Annotated in this window: 15 protein-coding genes and 1 riboswitch; of the genes, 4 read left to right on the top strand and 11 right to left on the bottom strand. The window is 68.3% G+C overall.

The genetic code is table 11. From position 1 onward, the window contains the following. Positions 1-34: 34 nt before the first annotated feature. Together ACSFBM_RS24175 and ACSFBM_RS24170 are read right to left on the bottom strand one after the other, a co-directional pair. Positions 35-889, bottom strand: coding sequence for an alpha/beta hydrolase (locus ACSFBM_RS24175; RefSeq protein ID WP_435486647.1), 855 nt, complete (start codon positions 887-889; stop codon positions 35-37). After that, the gene (locus tag ACSFBM_RS24170; protein WP_435486646.1) at positions 886-2,397 is read right to left on the bottom strand and encodes a M20 family metallopeptidase; all 1,512 of its coding nucleotides are present in this window, start codon (positions 2,395-2,397) and stop codon (positions 886-888) included. The genes ACSFBM_RS24175 and ACSFBM_RS24170 overlap by 4 nt, the downstream gene beginning before the upstream one ends. 91 nt (positions 2,398-2,488) lie before the next feature. Here ACSFBM_RS24170 and ACSFBM_RS24165 point away from each other — a divergent pair, with 91 nt between their 5' ends. Further along, a complete protein-coding gene (locus ACSFBM_RS24165) occupies positions 2,489-3,259 on the top strand; it encodes a DUF72 domain-containing protein (RefSeq protein ID WP_435486645.1) in 771 nt (256 codons plus the stop codon). Between the two features lie 24 nt (positions 3,260-3,283). Here ACSFBM_RS24165 and ACSFBM_RS24160 read toward each other — a convergent pair whose 3' ends face one another. Then, positions 3,284-3,793, bottom strand: coding sequence for a bactofilin family protein (locus ACSFBM_RS24160; protein ID WP_435439790.1), 510 nt, complete (start codon positions 3,791-3,793; stop codon positions 3,284-3,286). A gap of 138 nt (positions 3,794-3,931) precedes the next feature. Here ACSFBM_RS24160 and ACSFBM_RS24155 point away from each other — a divergent pair, with 138 nt between their 5' ends. Continuing rightward, positions 3,932-4,870, top strand: coding sequence for an ion transporter (locus tag ACSFBM_RS24155; RefSeq protein WP_435486644.1), 939 nt, complete (start codon positions 3,932-3,934; stop codon positions 4,868-4,870). Here the strand turns inward: ACSFBM_RS24155 and ACSFBM_RS24150 are convergent. From ACSFBM_RS24150 to ACSFBM_RS24135, 4 genes are all read right to left on the bottom strand, one after another. Next, positions 4,815-5,402, bottom strand: coding sequence for an IMPACT family protein (locus ACSFBM_RS24150; RefSeq protein WP_435486643.1), 588 nt, complete (start codon positions 5,400-5,402; stop codon positions 4,815-4,817). The genes ACSFBM_RS24155 and ACSFBM_RS24150 overlap by 56 nt on opposite strands. A gap of 25 nt (positions 5,403-5,427) precedes the next feature. Then, positions 5,428-6,018, bottom strand: coding sequence for a methionine biosynthesis protein MetW (metW, locus tag ACSFBM_RS24145; protein ID WP_435486642.1), 591 nt, complete (start codon positions 6,016-6,018; stop codon positions 5,428-5,430). After that, positions 6,015-7,187, bottom strand: coding sequence for a homoserine O-succinyltransferase MetX (gene metX, locus ACSFBM_RS24140; protein WP_435439794.1), 1,173 nt, complete (start codon positions 7,185-7,187; stop codon positions 6,015-6,017). Before metX ends, metW begins: the two co-directional genes overlap by 4 nt. Before the next feature lie 220 nt (positions 7,188-7,407). Continuing rightward, positions 7,408-7,971 (bottom strand): TMEM165/GDT1 family protein, encoded by a 564-nt coding sequence (locus ACSFBM_RS24135; protein WP_435439795.1) that lies wholly within the window; start codon positions 7,969-7,971, stop codon positions 7,408-7,410. 11 nt (positions 7,972-7,982) lie between these two features. After that, positions 7,983-8,171, bottom strand: a riboswitch (yybP-ykoY riboswitch). A 264-nt stretch (positions 8,172-8,435) separates the two neighbouring features. Between ACSFBM_RS24135 and ACSFBM_RS24130 the strand changes: the two genes are divergently transcribed. After that, the gene (locus ACSFBM_RS24130; RefSeq protein ID WP_435486641.1) at positions 8,436-9,002 is read left to right on the top strand and encodes an RNA recognition motif domain-containing protein; all 567 of its coding nucleotides are present in this window, start codon (positions 8,436-8,438) and stop codon (positions 9,000-9,002) included. Between the two features lie 94 nt (positions 9,003-9,096). Here the strand turns inward: ACSFBM_RS24130 and ACSFBM_RS24125 are convergent, their stop codons facing one another. Genes ACSFBM_RS24125 through ACSFBM_RS24110 form a run of 4 tightly spaced genes read right to left on the bottom strand, consistent with a single transcriptional unit; the run spans position 9,097 to position 12,118 of the window. Further along, the gene (locus ACSFBM_RS24125) at positions 9,097-9,879 is read right to left on the bottom strand and encodes an SDR family oxidoreductase (protein WP_435486640.1); all 783 of its coding nucleotides are present in this window, start codon (positions 9,877-9,879) and stop codon (positions 9,097-9,099) included. An 18-nt stretch (positions 9,880-9,897) separates the two neighbouring features. After that, on the bottom strand, positions 9,898-10,560 hold the full coding sequence (gene lptC / locus ACSFBM_RS24120) for an LPS export ABC transporter periplasmic protein LptC (protein ID WP_435486639.1): 663 nt from the start codon (positions 10,558-10,560) through the stop codon (positions 9,898-9,900). Beyond that, positions 10,557-11,117, bottom strand: a complete 561-nt coding sequence (locus ACSFBM_RS24115) for a KdsC family phosphatase (RefSeq protein ID WP_435439799.1) — start codon at positions 11,115-11,117, stop codon at positions 10,557-10,559. Before ACSFBM_RS24115 ends, lptC begins: the two co-directional genes overlap by 4 nt. Further along, positions 11,117-12,118: a KpsF/GutQ family sugar-phosphate isomerase gene (locus tag ACSFBM_RS24110; RefSeq protein ID WP_435486638.1), complete on the bottom strand. Its 1,002-nt coding sequence runs from the start codon at positions 12,116-12,118 to the stop codon at positions 11,117-11,119. Before ACSFBM_RS24110 ends, ACSFBM_RS24115 begins: the two co-directional genes overlap by 1 nt. Before the next feature lie 96 nt (positions 12,119-12,214). Here ACSFBM_RS24110 and ACSFBM_RS24105 point away from each other — a divergent pair, with 96 nt between their 5' ends. Next, entirely contained in the window at positions 12,215-14,200 is a 1,986-nt protein-coding gene (locus tag ACSFBM_RS24105; RefSeq protein ID WP_435486637.1) for a monovalent cation:proton antiporter family protein, read from the top strand. The last annotated feature ends 17 nt before the right edge of the window (positions 14,201-14,217 follow it).

The following is a 14,217-nucleotide window of genomic DNA, read 5'->3' as shown; positions in this document are numbered from 1 at the left end:
CCGGCGTCGGCCCGGGGGTTGCTGAAGGGCGCGTTCAGGCGGGCGGAAAGCGCGCGTCGAGCCAGTGCTGCAGGGCCGCGAAGACCGGCTCGGCGTCGAGCTCGTTGAAGATCTCGTGGTACAGCGCATCGAAGCCATGCGCCTCGACCATGCCGCTGGGCGCGGCCGCAGCCGCAAAGGCGCGGCTTGCGTCGGCCTGCACGAGGTGGTCGTCGCCCGCGTAGAGCAGCAGCGTCGGCACGGGCCAGGTCGCAGCGCGCTGCTGCACGGCCCGGCCTTCGGTCGCAAGGAAGCGCGCCAGGCGGCTGCCGATGCGGTCGTGCGTGAGCGGATCGTCGCGGTAGGCCTGCACCACGGCCGCATCGTGCGAGAGGTAGTTGTCGTCCAGGCCGTTGCCCACGCGCAGGTTCGGCGCAATGCGCGGCAGCACCGCCAGCAGCGCCTTCTGCATGCCGCTCAGGCCCGGGTCGAGCCCCGGCGAAGACAGCACCAGGCCGTCGACCGGCCGCACGTCGCGTGCCACGAGGCTCGCCGCGACCAGCCCGCCCAGGCTGTGCCCCAGCAACACCAGCGGCACGCCGGGGTTCAGGCGGCGCGCGTCGTCGATCACCAGCGCAAGGTCGTCGACCAGGCGCAGTTCGCTCGGCAGGCCGCCGCGCGCACCGGTCGATTCGCCGTGCCCGTGGTGGTCGTGCGCCCATACGGCAAAGCCCCATTCGTGCAGGCATTCCGCCACCGCGTGGTAGCGGCCCGCGTGCTCGCCAAGCCCATGGACCACCACGATGACGGCACGCGCCGGGCCGGGTGCCGGCAACCGGCGCAGCGCCAGCGTCTCGCCGTCCGGGGCGGACAGCGACACGCGTTGCGGCAAGGGCAGCGGCTCGCTCAAGCGGCGACGGGCTCCGACGCGGCGGCGCGGTGCGCCACCGGCAGGGCCGCGATCACCTCGGCCACGGCGGCCGTCAGCTTCTTGGCATAGGGCACGTGCAGGAACTCGTTCGGGCCGTGCGCATTGCTCTTGGGACCGAGCACGCCGCAGACCATCATCTGCGCCTTCGGGAACCCGGCGCTGAGCATGTTCATGAGCGGGATCGTGCCGCCCTGGCCGATGTAGCCGCAAGAGGCGCCGAAGTGCGCCTGCGAGGCCTTGTTGAGCGCCTGCTCGAACCACGGCGTGATGGTCGGTGCATTCCAGCCGGTGGCGCCGCCGCCGCTCTCGAAGGTGACGCGGGCCTGGTAGGGCGCGTTGTCTTCCAGCAGGGTCTTGAGCTTTTGCACGGCCTCGGCCGCGTCGATCAGCGGGGGCAGGCGCAGCGACAGCTTGAAGGCGGTGTACGGGCGCAGCACGTTGCCCGCGTCCTTCAGCGCCGGGAAGCCTTCGGCGCCGGTCACCGACAGCGTGGGCTTCCAGGTGCGGTTGAGCAGCGCCTCCACCGGGTCGGTGGTGGTGGGCAGCGCGAACATGGTCGAGCCGCCGCAGTCGTAGTGCGCCCACGGAAAGCGCTTGTAGACCTCTTCCCCGAGGATCGCGGCGGTGGCCTTGGCCTGCGCGAGGCGGTCGGCCGGCACTTCGCAGTGGAAGCTCGCGGGCAGCAGGCGGCCGGTGGCGCTGTCTTCGAGGCGGTCGAGCACCTGCCGCATGATGCGAAAGCTTGAGGGCACCAGGCCCGAGGCGTCGCCCGAGTGAATGCCTTCGGTGAGCACCTCCACCTTCAGCGTGCCGCTGGCCATGCCGCGCAGCGAGGTGGTGAGCCACAGCTGGTCGTAGTTGCCAGCGCCCGAGTCGAGGCAGATCACCAACTCGACGTTGCCCAGTCGCGGACGCAGTGCGTCCACGTAGGGCAGCAGGTCGTAGGAGCCGCTTTCCTCGCAGGTCTCGATGATGCCGACGATGCGCGGATGCGCCGCGCCCTGCGCGTTCAGTGCCTGCAGCGCGGCCACGCTGGCGTACACCGCATAGCCGTCGTCGGCGCCGCCGCGGCCGTAGAGCAGGCCGTTTTCGTACTTGGGCGTCCAGGGGCCGAGGTCGTTGCGCCAGCCGGTGAACTCGGGTTGCTTGTCGAGGTGGCCGTACATCAGCACGGTCTCGCCCATGTCGGTGCCGGTGGCCGGCACTTCGAAGAACAGCACCGGGGTGCGGCCTTCGAGGCGCACGATTTCCAGCTTCAGGCCTTCGACCTTCTGCGCCTCGACCCAGGCCGCGGCGTTGCGCAGCACGGTCTCGAGGTAGCCGTTGGCCGACCAGTCCTTGTCGAAGCCGGGCGACTTGGCCGGAATGGCGATGTAGTCGGTGAGTTGCTTGACGATGTCGCCGTCCCATTGGGCGGTGACGTCAGACAGGGCGCGCGCGGCGTCGAGCGTGCCGGCGGGCATTTCGCGGTGCAGGGGAGCGTTCATCGGGGTTCTCCGCGGAGAGGGGAAAAATTCGCATTTTGCGCCTTGAAGCGACCGCGCGTAGAGTGCGGGCGATCTCAACGCTGGAGGCGACGTGAGCAAGCCAAACATCAAGGTGGGCATCGGCGGCTGGACCTACGAGCCCTGGCGCGACAACTTCTACCCGAAGGGGCTCGCGCAATCGAAGGAGCTGAACTACGCGAGCCGCCGGCTCAGCGCCATCGAGGTCAACGGCACCTACTACAGCACCTTCAAGCCCGAGACCTTCCGCAAGTGGCACGACGACACGCCGGCCGACTTCATGTTCTCGCTCAAGGCCTCGCGCTTCGCGACCAACCGCAAGCTGCTGTCGGGTGCGGGGGATTCGATCAAGCGCTTCATCGACAGCGGCGTGACCGAGCTGGGCGACAAGCTGGGGCCGATCGTGTGGCAGTTCATGCCGACCAAGCCCTTCGAGGCGGAAGACTTCGAGGCGTTTCTGTCGATGCTGCCGAAGAAGGAAGGCAGCCGCGCGCTGCGCCACGTGATGGACGTGCGGCACGAAAGCTTCATCGTGCCCGCCTACAAGGCGCTCGCGAAGAAGCACAAGGTGTCGACGGTGTTCACCGACGCCGACAAGTTTCCGTCCTTCGAGGAGCCCGAAGGCGACGTGGCCTATGCACGGCTCATGATGGCCGACGCCAAGCTCAAGACGGGCTACGGGCCGAAGGCGCTCGACACCTGGGCCGAGCGTGCACAGGGCTGGGCCGCATCGCCAAAAAAGCGCGACGTGTTCGTCTACTTCATCAACGGCGCCAAAGAAAAAGCACCGGCCGCGGCCGGTGCCTTGCTGGAGCGCCTGGGGTGGACGCCGCCTGGAGCCTGATGAGGCCCGCGCGGCGCACCAGAACTACGCCTTGGTGCCGAAGCTGATTTCGCCGGACAGCTGGCCGCCTTCTTCGATGACGATCTTGCCGTAGCGGATCTTGCCGGTGACCTTGCCGGTCGAATGGATCACGAGCTTTTCGCGCACGGTGAGGTTGCCGTCGAACACACCGCGGATCTCGGCGATGTCGATCTCGGCGGAGCCCTTGAATTCGCCCTGTTCGGCGATCTGCATCAGGCGCGAGTCCATCGTGGCTTCGACCAAGCCTTCGACCACGAGCGTGTCGCAATCGGTGATCTCCACGCCCTTGAGCTTGATGTTCGGCCCGACGGTGAGCTTGCTGCCGCCTTCCTTGGCGACGGGTGCAGCAGCTGCCGATGCTGCGTTCAGGCCGCCTTGCTGTGCGGTGAGCGACGAGGGATTGACGGGGGTACCCGAGAGATTGGTGCCTGCGCCGACCAGCGGTGCGGGGCGGGAAGTCAACGAGTCGGTGTCTCGGTCACGCTTGCCGAAGAAGGGGGACTGTGTAGCCAATGGGGAGCTCCTCTAGGAAAAGGACTATCGTAAGAACGCACTTGCGGCCTGCCGTACTTCATTGCGCAAGAGGCGTAACCGAGTAAGACGGTACACCCCGCCGACAATGGCTTTCCAGTAGACCCTAAACCACGGCAGATGACGACCCCTTCGAGCAGCACCGCCACCACCACCTCTTCGGATTCGGCCGCAGGCGACGAGCGTTTCGGCAAGCCCGAGCAGGGTTGGCGCCGCACGTTGTTCTCGGTGATCTTCGAGTCGGAGTCGCGGCTGGGCCGGCTGTTCGACCTGATCCTGATCGCGGTGATCGTGACCAGCGTGGGCGTGGTGATTCTCGACAGCGTGCAGGCCATCCATGTGCGCTTCGGCCACGTGTTCGGCGTGCTCGAATGGGTGTTCACCGCGCTCTTCACGCTCGAGTACCTCGGGCGACTGGCCTGCGTGAATCGGCCGGCGCGCTATGCAGGCAGCTTTTACGGCGTGATCGACCTGCTCGCGCTGCTGCCGACCTTCCTGGCCGTGCTCACGCCGGGCCTGGCCTACCTGATCGACGTGCGCATCCTGCGGCTGCTGCGCGTGTTCCGCATCTTCAAGCTGTCGCGCTACTCCGAGGAATACCGCGCGCTGGTGTCGGCGGTGCATGCGAGCCGGCGAAAGATCACGGTGTTCGTCGGCTTCGTGATGCTGGTGGTGCTGGTGATGGGCACGCTGATGTACGTGGTCGAAGGGCCGGTGCACGGCTTCACCAGCATTCCGGTGGCGATCTACTGGGCCATCTCGACCATGGCCACGGTGGGCTTCGGCGACCTCGTGCCCAAGACCGACCTGGGCCGCGCGATCGCCTCGGTGATGATGCTGCTGGGCTGGGGCGTGCTGGCCGTGCCCACGGGCATCGTGACCGCAGAGATGGCGCGGCGCGGACCCGGCGACGAGGCGGTGCCGCTGGCGCCGCGCGGCATTCTGGCGATGACGGCGTCGGTGTCCAAGGCACCCACTACACCCGCGGTGCCGGCGAAGCGCGTCACGCCTTCGGCCAGACGACGCGCCCTTGCGCAGCATCGCCGAGACGGGCGATGAACGCATCGGCGTCGGGCTCGGGCAGCGAGAAGGCGAAGGCCACGTCGTCGCCGTGCGCCACACCGTCGAGCACCGCGCCCGCCGCGGCAAGCTCGCGACGCACCAGGCCTTCGAGCGCGTAGGGCACCGTGCAGCGCAGGCTGCGCTGGCGCACCAGCGGCACGAGCGCGGCGCCGAGCAGGGCCTGCGCGACCGCATCGGTGTAGGCCCGCACGAGGCCGCCCGCGCCCAGCTTCACACCGCCGAAATAGCGCACCACGGTGGCAAGCGCTCCTTCGATCTGCTGGTGGCGCAGCACCTCGAGCATCGGCCGCCCGGCGGTGCCGCCGGGCTCGCCGTCGTCGTTCGCGGCCGACTGTCCGCCGGCCATCAGGGCCCAGCACACATGCGCTGCGGCGGGGTGCTCGGCGCGCAGCGAAGCCACCACGGCCAGCGCGGCCGCGCGGTCGGCGACCGGCTGCACGCAGCCGATGAAGCGGCTCTTCCTGATGAGCAACTCGCTGTGGACCGGCTCGGCAAGCGTGAAGCTCATCGCGCGCTGCGGGCGTGCTTCAGCTTCAGCTGCCGCCGCGCTCGAACTTGAAGACCGCCGTGCCGGCGCGCGCATTGGGCAGCCAGCGCACGTCGCGGCCGTCCTGCAGGCCGAAGGCATCGAGCACGCGCAGGTTGTTCTTGCCGGCCAGCACTTCGAAGTCCTTGAAGGTGCCCACGCGGATGTTGGGCGTGTCGTACCACTGGTAGGGCAGGCGGCGCGTCACCGGCATGCGGCCGCGCGCCACGCTCAGGCGGTTGGGCCAGTGCGCGAAGTTGGGAAAGGCGACGATGCCGGTGCGCCCCACGCGCGCGGTCTCGCGCAGCATCACCTCGGCGTTGCGCAGGTGTTGCAGCGTGTCGATCTGCAGCACCACGTCGAACGAGGCGTCGTCGAACATCGCCAGGCCTTCGTCGAGGTTCAGCTGGATCACGTCGACACCGCGGCGAATGCACTGCAGCACGTTGCCGTCGGCAATCTCCACGCCGTAGCCGGTGCAGCCGCGCTCGCGCTGCAGCAGGTCGAGCAGGGCGCCGTCGCCGCAGCCGAGGTCGAGCACGCGCGAGCCCTTCGGCACGAGCTGCGCAATCAGGCGTTGATGGTCGAGGTCGCTCATTGGATCTCCTTGGCAACGCGCTCGAAGTAGGAGCGCACCACACCCATGTAGCGCACGTCGTCGAGCAGGAAGGCGTCGTGGCCGTGCGGCGCGTCGATCTCTGCGTAGCTCACGTTGCGGCGGTTCTCCAGCAGCGCCTTCACCAGCTCGCGGCTGCGCGCGGGCGAGAAGCGCCAGTCGGTCTTGAAGCTCACGAGCAGGAACTTGGCCGTGGCATGGGCGAACGCGGTGCTGAGCTTGCCGCCGTGGCTGCGCGCGGGGTCGAAGTAGTCGAGCGCGCGGGTGATCAGCAGGTAGGTGTTGGCGTCGAAGTACTCGCTGAACTTGTCGCCCTGGTAGCGCAGGTAGCTCTCGATCTGGAACTCGACGTCCTGCGTGGAATAGCGGTAGTCGAGCGCCGCGGGCCCGCCGTTGCCCTCACCTTCCACGGCACTGCGCAGGATGCGGCCGAACTTCGCGTTCATCACGTCGTCGCTGAGGTACGTGATGTGGCCGATCATTCGCGCGATGCGCAGGCCGCGCTTCGGAACGACGCCGTGTTCGTAGAAATGGCCGCCGTGGAAGTCGGGGTCGGTCACGATGGCGCGGCGCGCCACCTCGTTGAAGGCGATGTTCTCGGCCGTGAGGTTGGGCGCGCTGGCCACCACCACGGCGTGGCGCACGCGCGCGGGGTACTGCAGCGTCCAGGACAGCGCCTGCATGCCGCCGAGGCTGCCGCCCATCACGGCCGCGAGCGTGTCGATGCCGAGCGCGTCGAGCAGCGCGGCCTGGGCGTCGACCCAGTCCTCGACCGTGACCACCGGGAAGTCGGCGCCGTAGACGCGGCCGGTGGCGGGGTTGACGTGCATCGGGCCGGTCGAGCCGAAGCAGGAGCCGAGGTTGTTCACGCCGATCACGAAGAAGCGGTCGGTGTCGACCGGCTTGCCCGGGCCCACCATGTTGTCCCACCAGCCCTCGGAGCGGGCCTGGCCCTGGTAGACGCCGGCGACGTGGTGCGAAGCGTTGAGCGCATGGCACACCAGCACCGCATTGCTGCGCTCGGCGTTCAGGGTGCCGTAGGTTTCGTAGGCGAGCGTGTAGTCGCTGATCGACGCGCCGCTGCGCAAGGCCAGCGGCCCGGCGAACTGCATCGACTGCGAGGTGACGACCAAAGGAGGTGACGACGACATGAATGAAAAAACCCGGCCTCGCCAAAAACGAGCCGGGTCTGCCGCGCCTGTCTTTAGCTGAATTTATAAAGCGCCCGCAAGCTGTAGCAAATCGGCGCAGGGCAAGTATATCCCTCAGGCTTCGCGCACTTCGTGTCGCTTCTCCACCCCCTTTCCGGGGGCAACACCGGCGGCCCGGCGAAGCCGGTTCCGCGGTGTTCCTGGAAGGAACCCGTCCTTCTTACCAGCCGACGATCATGACGATGCCGAGCACCAGGAAGATCGCGGCGGAGATGCCGTGCACGAGCTTGATCGGCACGCGTCGCACGATCTTGTCGCCCAGCCACACCACCGGCGCGTTGGCCAGCATCATGCCCAGCGTGGTGCCGGCGACCACCCAGAAGTAGTCGTGCGTGAAGCGCGCGGCGAGCATGACGGTGGCGATCTGGGTCTTGTCGCCCATCTCGGCCAGGAAGAAGGCGATCACGGTGGTGCCGAAGACGCCGAACTTCGAAACGCCCGGGGCGTCGTCGTCGTCGAGCTTGTCGGGAATCAGCATCCAGACCGCCATGGCGATGAACGAGCCGCCAAGGATCCAGCGCAACACCTCGGGCCCGAGCCAGCGCGTGATGTAGTTGCCGACGGCACCCGCCAGCGCGTGATTGACGATGGTGGCGACGAAGATGCCGAGCACGATCGGCCAGGGTTTCCTGAAACGGGCCGCAAGCAAAAGGGCCAGGAGTTGGGTCTTGTCGCCCATTTCCGCGAGCGCAACAACGCCGGTTGCAACGAGAAAAGCTTCCATGATGAACGTGGGGTTCCTTGGGCCGAAGGACGCAATTGACCATGCAACACCTTCGGCCATATTTCCCGAAGTTGCATGGTCAAAGGTCTCGCCAGGTGTGGGCTCACTGCACGCGCCATGTCCCGTGTGGGGCAGGACAAGTCTGTTGACGCGGGCCCTTCTCGCAAATCGGAAGGCGGCTACTCCCCAATGACGGGGCGGATTCTAACCACCGGTCGCGCCGGAATACCACCCCCAACAGTAAGCGTGCACTGGCTTTCCGATGGTTTTGACAGGGGCTACCTCAAGACGCAAATTCCCGCTTGCTTTTTAAATATTTCACCCATAATGCACGAGCCTCCCTCTTCATTTTGGCCGGGAGACAGCTCGGTGATCGGTCAGTTTCGCGCGACTCGACGGCTCTCGTTTGAGTGATGCTTTCGGGACTCCATCGCTTTTCTTGATGTGTTTATAGGAGTCCCTCGATGGGCAACAAACTGTACGTCGGCAACCTGCCTTACTCGGTGCGCGACCAGGATCTCGAACAGGCTTTCGGCCAGTTCGGCGCAGTGACCAGCGCCAAGGTCATGATGGAACGCGACACCGGCCGCTCGAAGGGCTTCGGCTTCGTCGAGATGGGCAGTGACGCGGAAGCGCAAGCAGCCATCACCGGCATGAACGGCCAGCCCCTGGGCGGCCGCAGCGTCGTCGTCAACGAAGCACGTCCGATGGAAGCACGTCCCCCGCGCAGCGGTGGTGGCGGCGGCTACGGCGGCGGTGGTGGTGGTTATGGCGGCGGTGGTGGCGGTGGCTACGGCGGCGGCGGTGGTGGCTACGGTGGCGGTGGCGGCGATCGCAGCGGCGGCGGTGGTGGTCGCTCCGGCGGTGGCGGCTACGGCGGCGGTGGCGGTGGCCGCAGTGGCGGTGGCGGTGGCGGTGGAGACGGTGGTTTCCGCAGCCCCTACGGTGCCGGCCCGCGTGGCGGCGGCGGTGGTGGCCGCAGCGGCGGTGGTGGCGGCGGCTACGGCGGTGGTGGCGGCAACAGCTACTGAGCCCTGCACCTCGGCACACAGAAAGACAAAAGGCTCCCTCCGGAGCCTTTTTTCATGGTCGGCGCGCGCAAGACGCGCGCCGGCGTGATCGCGCTCAGGCTTCCCCGCTGCGCTTCTTGCGCCCCCGCCCCTGCACGGCCCGGTCAAGCAGGGCATTGGGCAGCATGCGCATGACCTTCGCGATCACGCCCATCTGCCATGGAATCACGCGGTAGCTGGTGCCCGACTCGATGGCGCGCAGCGCCTGGGCGGCGAAGTCTTCCGCCTTCATGAGAAACGGCATGCCGTAGCGGTTGCCCTGCGTGAGCGGCGTGTCGATGTAGCCCGGGCACAGGGTGACCACCTTGACGCCGCTGTTGTGCAGCTCGCCGCGAAGGCTTTCGCAGTACGCCACCACGCCGGCCTTGCTGGCGCAGTAGGCACCGTGCCCCGGAAGCCCCCGAATGGACGCCACGCTGCCGATGCCCACCAGCCGACCGCTGCCGCGCCGCACCATGGCCCGCACGAACGGATGGAAGGTGGCGGCCAGGCCGACGTTGTTGGTGGCAAAGGTCTGCGCCAGCACGTCCAGGTCGGCGCGCTCCGCCGTGTCGATGCCCACGCTGATGCCGGCATTGGCGATCACCACGTCGGGCAACCCCTGGCGCGCGATGCAGGCGTTGCCTGCAGCCACGATGCTGTCGCTCTGCGCCACGTCAGCACTATAAATTTGATAGCGATCCGTGCTTAATTGACGCGCGTTCGCCCACGATTCGATCTCTGCCGTGCGGCGCGCGACGAGCGCCAGCCGGTAGCCCGCGTCGCAGAAGCTCGCGGCCAGGGCCTGGCCGATGCCGCTCGATGCGCCGGTGATGAAGACTAGCGGGGACGTGGTCATGCGGGGGTTTGTTCTTCTTCAGCGCTTCTTGGCGGGGGCAGGGGCGGCAGCCGCCGCCGACGGAATCAGCACCCCGCGCACCCGGCCGTTCAGGTTGGCCACGCCGCTCAGGTTGTCGTAGTCGAGCGTGTCGCCCACGAACTTGTCGGTGCCGCGGATGAGCGTGACCGGCTTGTTCGAGGTGACGCGCTCGGTGTCGACGTAGGCATGCAGGAAGTCGCCGCGAAACTCGAGCTGCGGCGTGGCCTTGCCGCCCGGGCCCACCGTCGGCTCTCGGATGACGATTGCATTGCCGAACAGCTGGATCTCGCTGCCGTCGGAATTCGACAGGCCCCGGTCGGCCGTTGCGCGGGTCACGAGCCCTTCGGGCGACACGGAGCGCATGCGCACCTTGTCGACTTCCATGGTGTCGGTGTCGGGGAAGTGCCGGCCCTCGGTGCCGTGCAGCTCGCTGCGCAGGTCGCCGTTGGGCAGGAAGTTCTTGATGACGAAATCGCGCATGAAGTAGTCGGGCTCGTGCGTGGGCGCCGCCTTGGCCACGGGCTCCAGCAGCTTGGGCGCGTTGCGCACCAGCCAGTAGGTGCCCAGCGCGACGGCCGCCGTCAGGATGATCGGCAGGTAGATCGTGGCGCGGTCGAGGACGTCGCGCGCCAGGCCCCACACGCGTTTCACATTGCTCATGGCTTCGGTTCCCGGTTCGGGCCCAGCGCCGCGTCGAGCAGCGCGCGGTATTGGCCGCAGGCGGTGAGCAGCAGGTCGCAGAACTCGCGCGCCGCGCCTTCGCCGCCGCGCGCCTGGGTCACATAGTTTGCAATGCCGCGCACCTCGGCATGCGCATTGGCCGGCGCCGCCGCGAAGCCCACGCGCGTGAGCACGGGCAGGTCGGGCCAGTCGTCGCCGATGGCCGCGGCCTGCGCCCAGCCGAAGCCCAGCTGGTCGAGCATGGCCTGTGCGGCGGGCAGCTTGTCTTCGGTGCCGTAGCGCACGTGCTCGATGCCGAGCGCCTCGAGCCGCACGCGCAGCGGCTTGGAGTCGCGCCCGGTGATCACGGCCGGCACGATGCCGGCCTTGCGCAAGAGCTTCAGGCCGTAGCCGTCGAGGATGCTGAAGCGCTTGAGCGTCTCGCCGTGCTCGGTGAAGTACACCCCGCCGTCGGTCAGCACGCCGTCGATGTCGAAGAAGACGATGCGCACGTCCTGCGCGGCGAGCAAGGTCTCGGCCTGGAACTCGAGCGGCATCAGATGACCTTCGCTCGCATCAGGTCGTTGGTGTTGATCGCGCCCACGATCACCCCCGCGCCGTCGATCACAAACAGGCGGGTGATGCCGCATTGCTCCATCAGCTCGGCGGCCTCCACCGCCAGCGCGTCCACGCGGATGGTGCGCGGGTTGCGGTGCATCACCTCGGCCGCCTTGGGGCTGCGCAGGTCGGCGCCGGCTTCGATCAGGCGGCGCAGGTCGCCGTCGGTGAAGATGCCCGCGGCGCGGCCATCGGGCTCGACCACCGCAGCGGCGCCGAAGCCCTTGATGCTCATCGCGCGCATCAGCTCGCTGATGCTGGCCGACGGCGGCACGCGCGGCACCTCGTCGCCCGAGCGCATGACGTCGCTCACGTGCGTGAGCAGCTTGCGCCCGAGCGCGCCGCCCGGGTGCGAGCGCGCGAAGTCTTCGGAGCCGAAGCCGCGCGCGTCGAGCAGCGCCACGGCCAGCGCGTCGCCCATCGCCATCTGCGCGGTGGTGCTCGCGGTGGGGGCGAGGTTGAGCGGGCAGGCTTCCTTGGCCACGCCCGCGTCGATCACGATGTCGGCGTGGCGCGCCAGGGTCGATTCGGGGCGCCCGGTCATGGCGATCAGGGGCACGCCCTGGCGCTTGACGACCGGCAGAATGACGGTGAGCTCGTCGACCTCGCCGCTGTTGGAGATGGCCAGCACCAGGTCGACCGTCTTGATCATGCCGAGGTCGCCGTGGCTGGCCTCGGCAGGGTGCACGAACATCGCGGGCGTGCCGGTGGAGGCGAGGGTGGCGGCGATCTTGCGCCCGACATGGCCGCTCTTGCCCATGCCCATCACGACCACGCGGCCGCGCACGTCGAGGATCTTGCGCACGGCCTCCACGAAACTCGGGCCGACGCGGCCCTTCAGGCCGAGAACGGCTTCGGCTTCGATGTCGAAAGTCAGGCGTGCCCGGGCGAGGATCGCTTCGGGGTCGACCACGGGGGCCGGGGCGGGGCGGGAACTCATCGCCGGATTTTACGGGCGGGCGGCCTTGCCCCCACGCTCGGCACGGCGTGCCCTCCCGCACGCCTGCGCACGAGTCTTGCTCTAGCATCGGCGCCTATGTCTTCGTTCGATCTCACGCTGTTGTATCTGTTGGCCGCGGTGATCGGCGTCGTTGCATGCCGGTCGCTGAAGCTGCCGCCGATGCTCGGCTACCTGTCGGCCGGCGTGCTGATCGGACCGCACGCCTTCGCGCTCGCGCAGAACACCGAAGGCATCCAGCACCTGGGCGAGTTCGGCGTGGTGTTCCTCATGTTCGTGATCGGGCTGGAGTTCAGCCTGCCCAAGCTGCGCGCAATGCGCAAGCACGTGTTCGGGCTCGGCCTGCTGCAGGTGCTGCTGACGATGACCATCGCCACCGTCGGCGCGCTGGTGATCGCCACGCAGCTGCCGCCCGCCTGGCGGCTGGGCTGGCAGACCGCGCTGGCGCTGTCGGGCGCGCTCACCATGAGCAGCACGGCCATCGTGGTCAAGCTGATGGCCGAACGCCTCGAGCTCGAGAGCGAACACGGCAAGCGCGTGATGGGCGTGCTGCTGTTCCAGGACCTGGCCGTGGTGCCGCTGCTGGTGCTGATTCCGGCGCTGGGCGCGCCGCCCGAGGCGCTGGCCAAGGCGCTGGGCTTCGCGCTGCTGAAGGCGAGCTTTCTCATCGGCTTGCTGCTCTACGGCGGGCCGCGCGTGATGCGCTGGTGGCTCACGCTGGTGGCGCGGCGGCGCAGCGAGGAGCTCTTCATCCTGAACGTGCTGCTGGTCACGCTGGGCCTGGCCTGGCTCACCGAACTGGCCGGCCTGAGCCTGGCGCTGGGCGCGTTCATCGCAGGCATGCTGGTGTCGGAGACCGAATACAAGCACCAGGTCGAGACCGACATCCGCCCGTTCCACGACGTGCTGCTGGGGCTGTTCTTCATCACCGTGGGCATGTCGCTCGACTGGCACATCGTGGTCGAGCGCTGGTTGCTGGTGGGCGTGCTGCTGCTGGTGCCGCTGGCGTTCAAGCTGGGGCTGGTGACGGTGCTGGCCAAGGTGCTGGGCGCCACCTCGGGCGTGTCGCTGCGCACCGGCCTCTACCTGGCGCAGGCCGGCGAGTTCGGCTTCGTGCTGCTGACGCTGGCGCAGGAGCGCAGCCTGTTGCCGCCGTGGCTGGCCAACCCGGTGCTGGCGTCGATGGTGCTGTCGATGCTGGCCACGCCCTTCATCATCATGTACAGCAATGCCATCGTGCGAAAGCTCGTGGCGAGCGACTGGATGCAGCAGTCGCTGCAGATGACGAGCATCGCGCGCAAGACCATCAACACCGCCAAGCACGTGATCATCTGCGGCTACGGGCGTTGCGGGCAGAACCTGGCGCGCATCCTGGAGCGCGAAGGCATTCCCTACATGGCGCTCGACCTCGACCCCGACCGCGTGCGCCAGGCCGCCGCCGCCGGCGACTCGGTGGTGTTCGGCGACGCGGCGCGGCTGCAGGCGCTGATGGCCGCGGGCCTGGCGCGCGCGAGCGCCGTGGTCGTCACCTACCTCGACGTGCCGGGCGCCATGAAGGTGCTGGCCAACACGCGCGCCCATGCCGCCCACGTGCCGGTGATCGTGCGCACGCAGGACGACCACGACCTCGAGAAGCTGCAGGCGGCCGGCGCCACCGAGGTGGTGCCCGAGGCCATCGAAGGTTCGCTGATGCTTGCCAGCCATGCGCTGGCGCTGGTCGGCGTGCCGATGCGCCGGGTGATCCGCGTGGTGCAGGACCAGCGCGACGCCCGCTACAACCTGCTGCGCGGCTACTTCCACGGCGCCGACGACGACAACGCCGACGAGATCAACCACGAGCGGCTCAACAGTTTCACCCTGAGCACCGGCGCGCGCGCCATCGGGCAGACGCTGGAGCGCATGGCGCTGCCCACGCTGGACGTGCGCGTGGTCAGCCTGCGCCGGCAGGACGGCCAGACGCGTACGCTGGCCGAAGACACGGTGCTGTCGGACGGCGACACGCTGGTGCTGTCGGGCAAGCCGGCCGCGCTGGCCGTTGCCATCGAGCGGCTGCAAAAGGGCTGACACAGGCCGCTACGGCC

The organism is Variovorax pasteuri (assembly GCF_051216435.1).
In the GTDB taxonomy this organism is placed as follows: Bacteria; Pseudomonadota; Gammaproteobacteria; order Burkholderiales; family Burkholderiaceae_C; genus Variovorax.
The sequence above is the reverse complement of the archived record's forward strand: the minus strand, read 5'-3'. Positions and strand labels throughout refer to the sequence as shown.

What these genes read in the sequence shown, in the direction of transcription:
- lptC (WP_435486639.1), bottom strand. Translation starts at nt 10,560, where the DNA reads ATGAGCAATGTGAAACGCGTGTGGGGCCTGGCGCGCGACGTCCTCGAC.
- ACSFBM_RS24150 (WP_435486643.1), bottom strand. Translation starts at nt 5,402, where the DNA reads ATGAGCTTCACGCTTGCCGAGCCGGTCCACAGCGAGTTGCTCATCAGG.
- ACSFBM_RS24105 (WP_435486637.1), top strand. Translation starts at nt 12,215, where the DNA reads ATGTCTTCGTTCGATCTCACGCTGTTGTATCTGTTGGCCGCGGTGATC.
- ACSFBM_RS24110 (WP_435486638.1), bottom strand. Translation starts at nt 12,118, where the DNA reads ATGAGTTCCCGCCCCGCCCCGGCCCCCGTGGTCGACCCCGAAGCGATC.
- ACSFBM_RS24135 (WP_435439795.1), bottom strand. Translation starts at nt 7,971, where the DNA reads ATGGAAGCTTTTCTCGTTGCAACCGGCGTTGTTGCGCTCGCGGAAATG.
- ACSFBM_RS24170 (WP_435486646.1), bottom strand. Translation starts at nt 2,397, where the DNA reads ATGAACGCTCCCCTGCACCGCGAAATGCCCGCCGGCACGCTCGACGCC.
- ACSFBM_RS24155 (WP_435486644.1), top strand. Translation starts at nt 3,932, where the DNA reads ATGACGACCCCTTCGAGCAGCACCGCCACCACCACCTCTTCGGATTCG.
- ACSFBM_RS24115 (WP_435439799.1), bottom strand. Translation starts at nt 11,117, where the DNA reads ATGCCGCTCGAGTTCCAGGCCGAGACCTTGCTCGCCGCGCAGGACGTG.
- metX (WP_435439794.1), bottom strand. Translation starts at nt 7,187, where the DNA reads ATGTCGTCGTCACCTCCTTTGGTCGTCACCTCGCAGTCGATGCAGTTC.
- ACSFBM_RS24130 (WP_435486641.1), top strand. Translation starts at nt 8,436, where the DNA reads ATGGGCAACAAACTGTACGTCGGCAACCTGCCTTACTCGGTGCGCGAC.
- metW (WP_435486642.1), bottom strand. Translation starts at nt 6,018, where the DNA reads ATGAGCGACCTCGACCATCAACGCCTGATTGCGCAGCTCGTGCCGAAG.
- ACSFBM_RS24125 (WP_435486640.1), bottom strand. Translation starts at nt 9,879, where the DNA reads ATGACCACGTCCCCGCTAGTCTTCATCACCGGCGCATCGAGCGGCATC.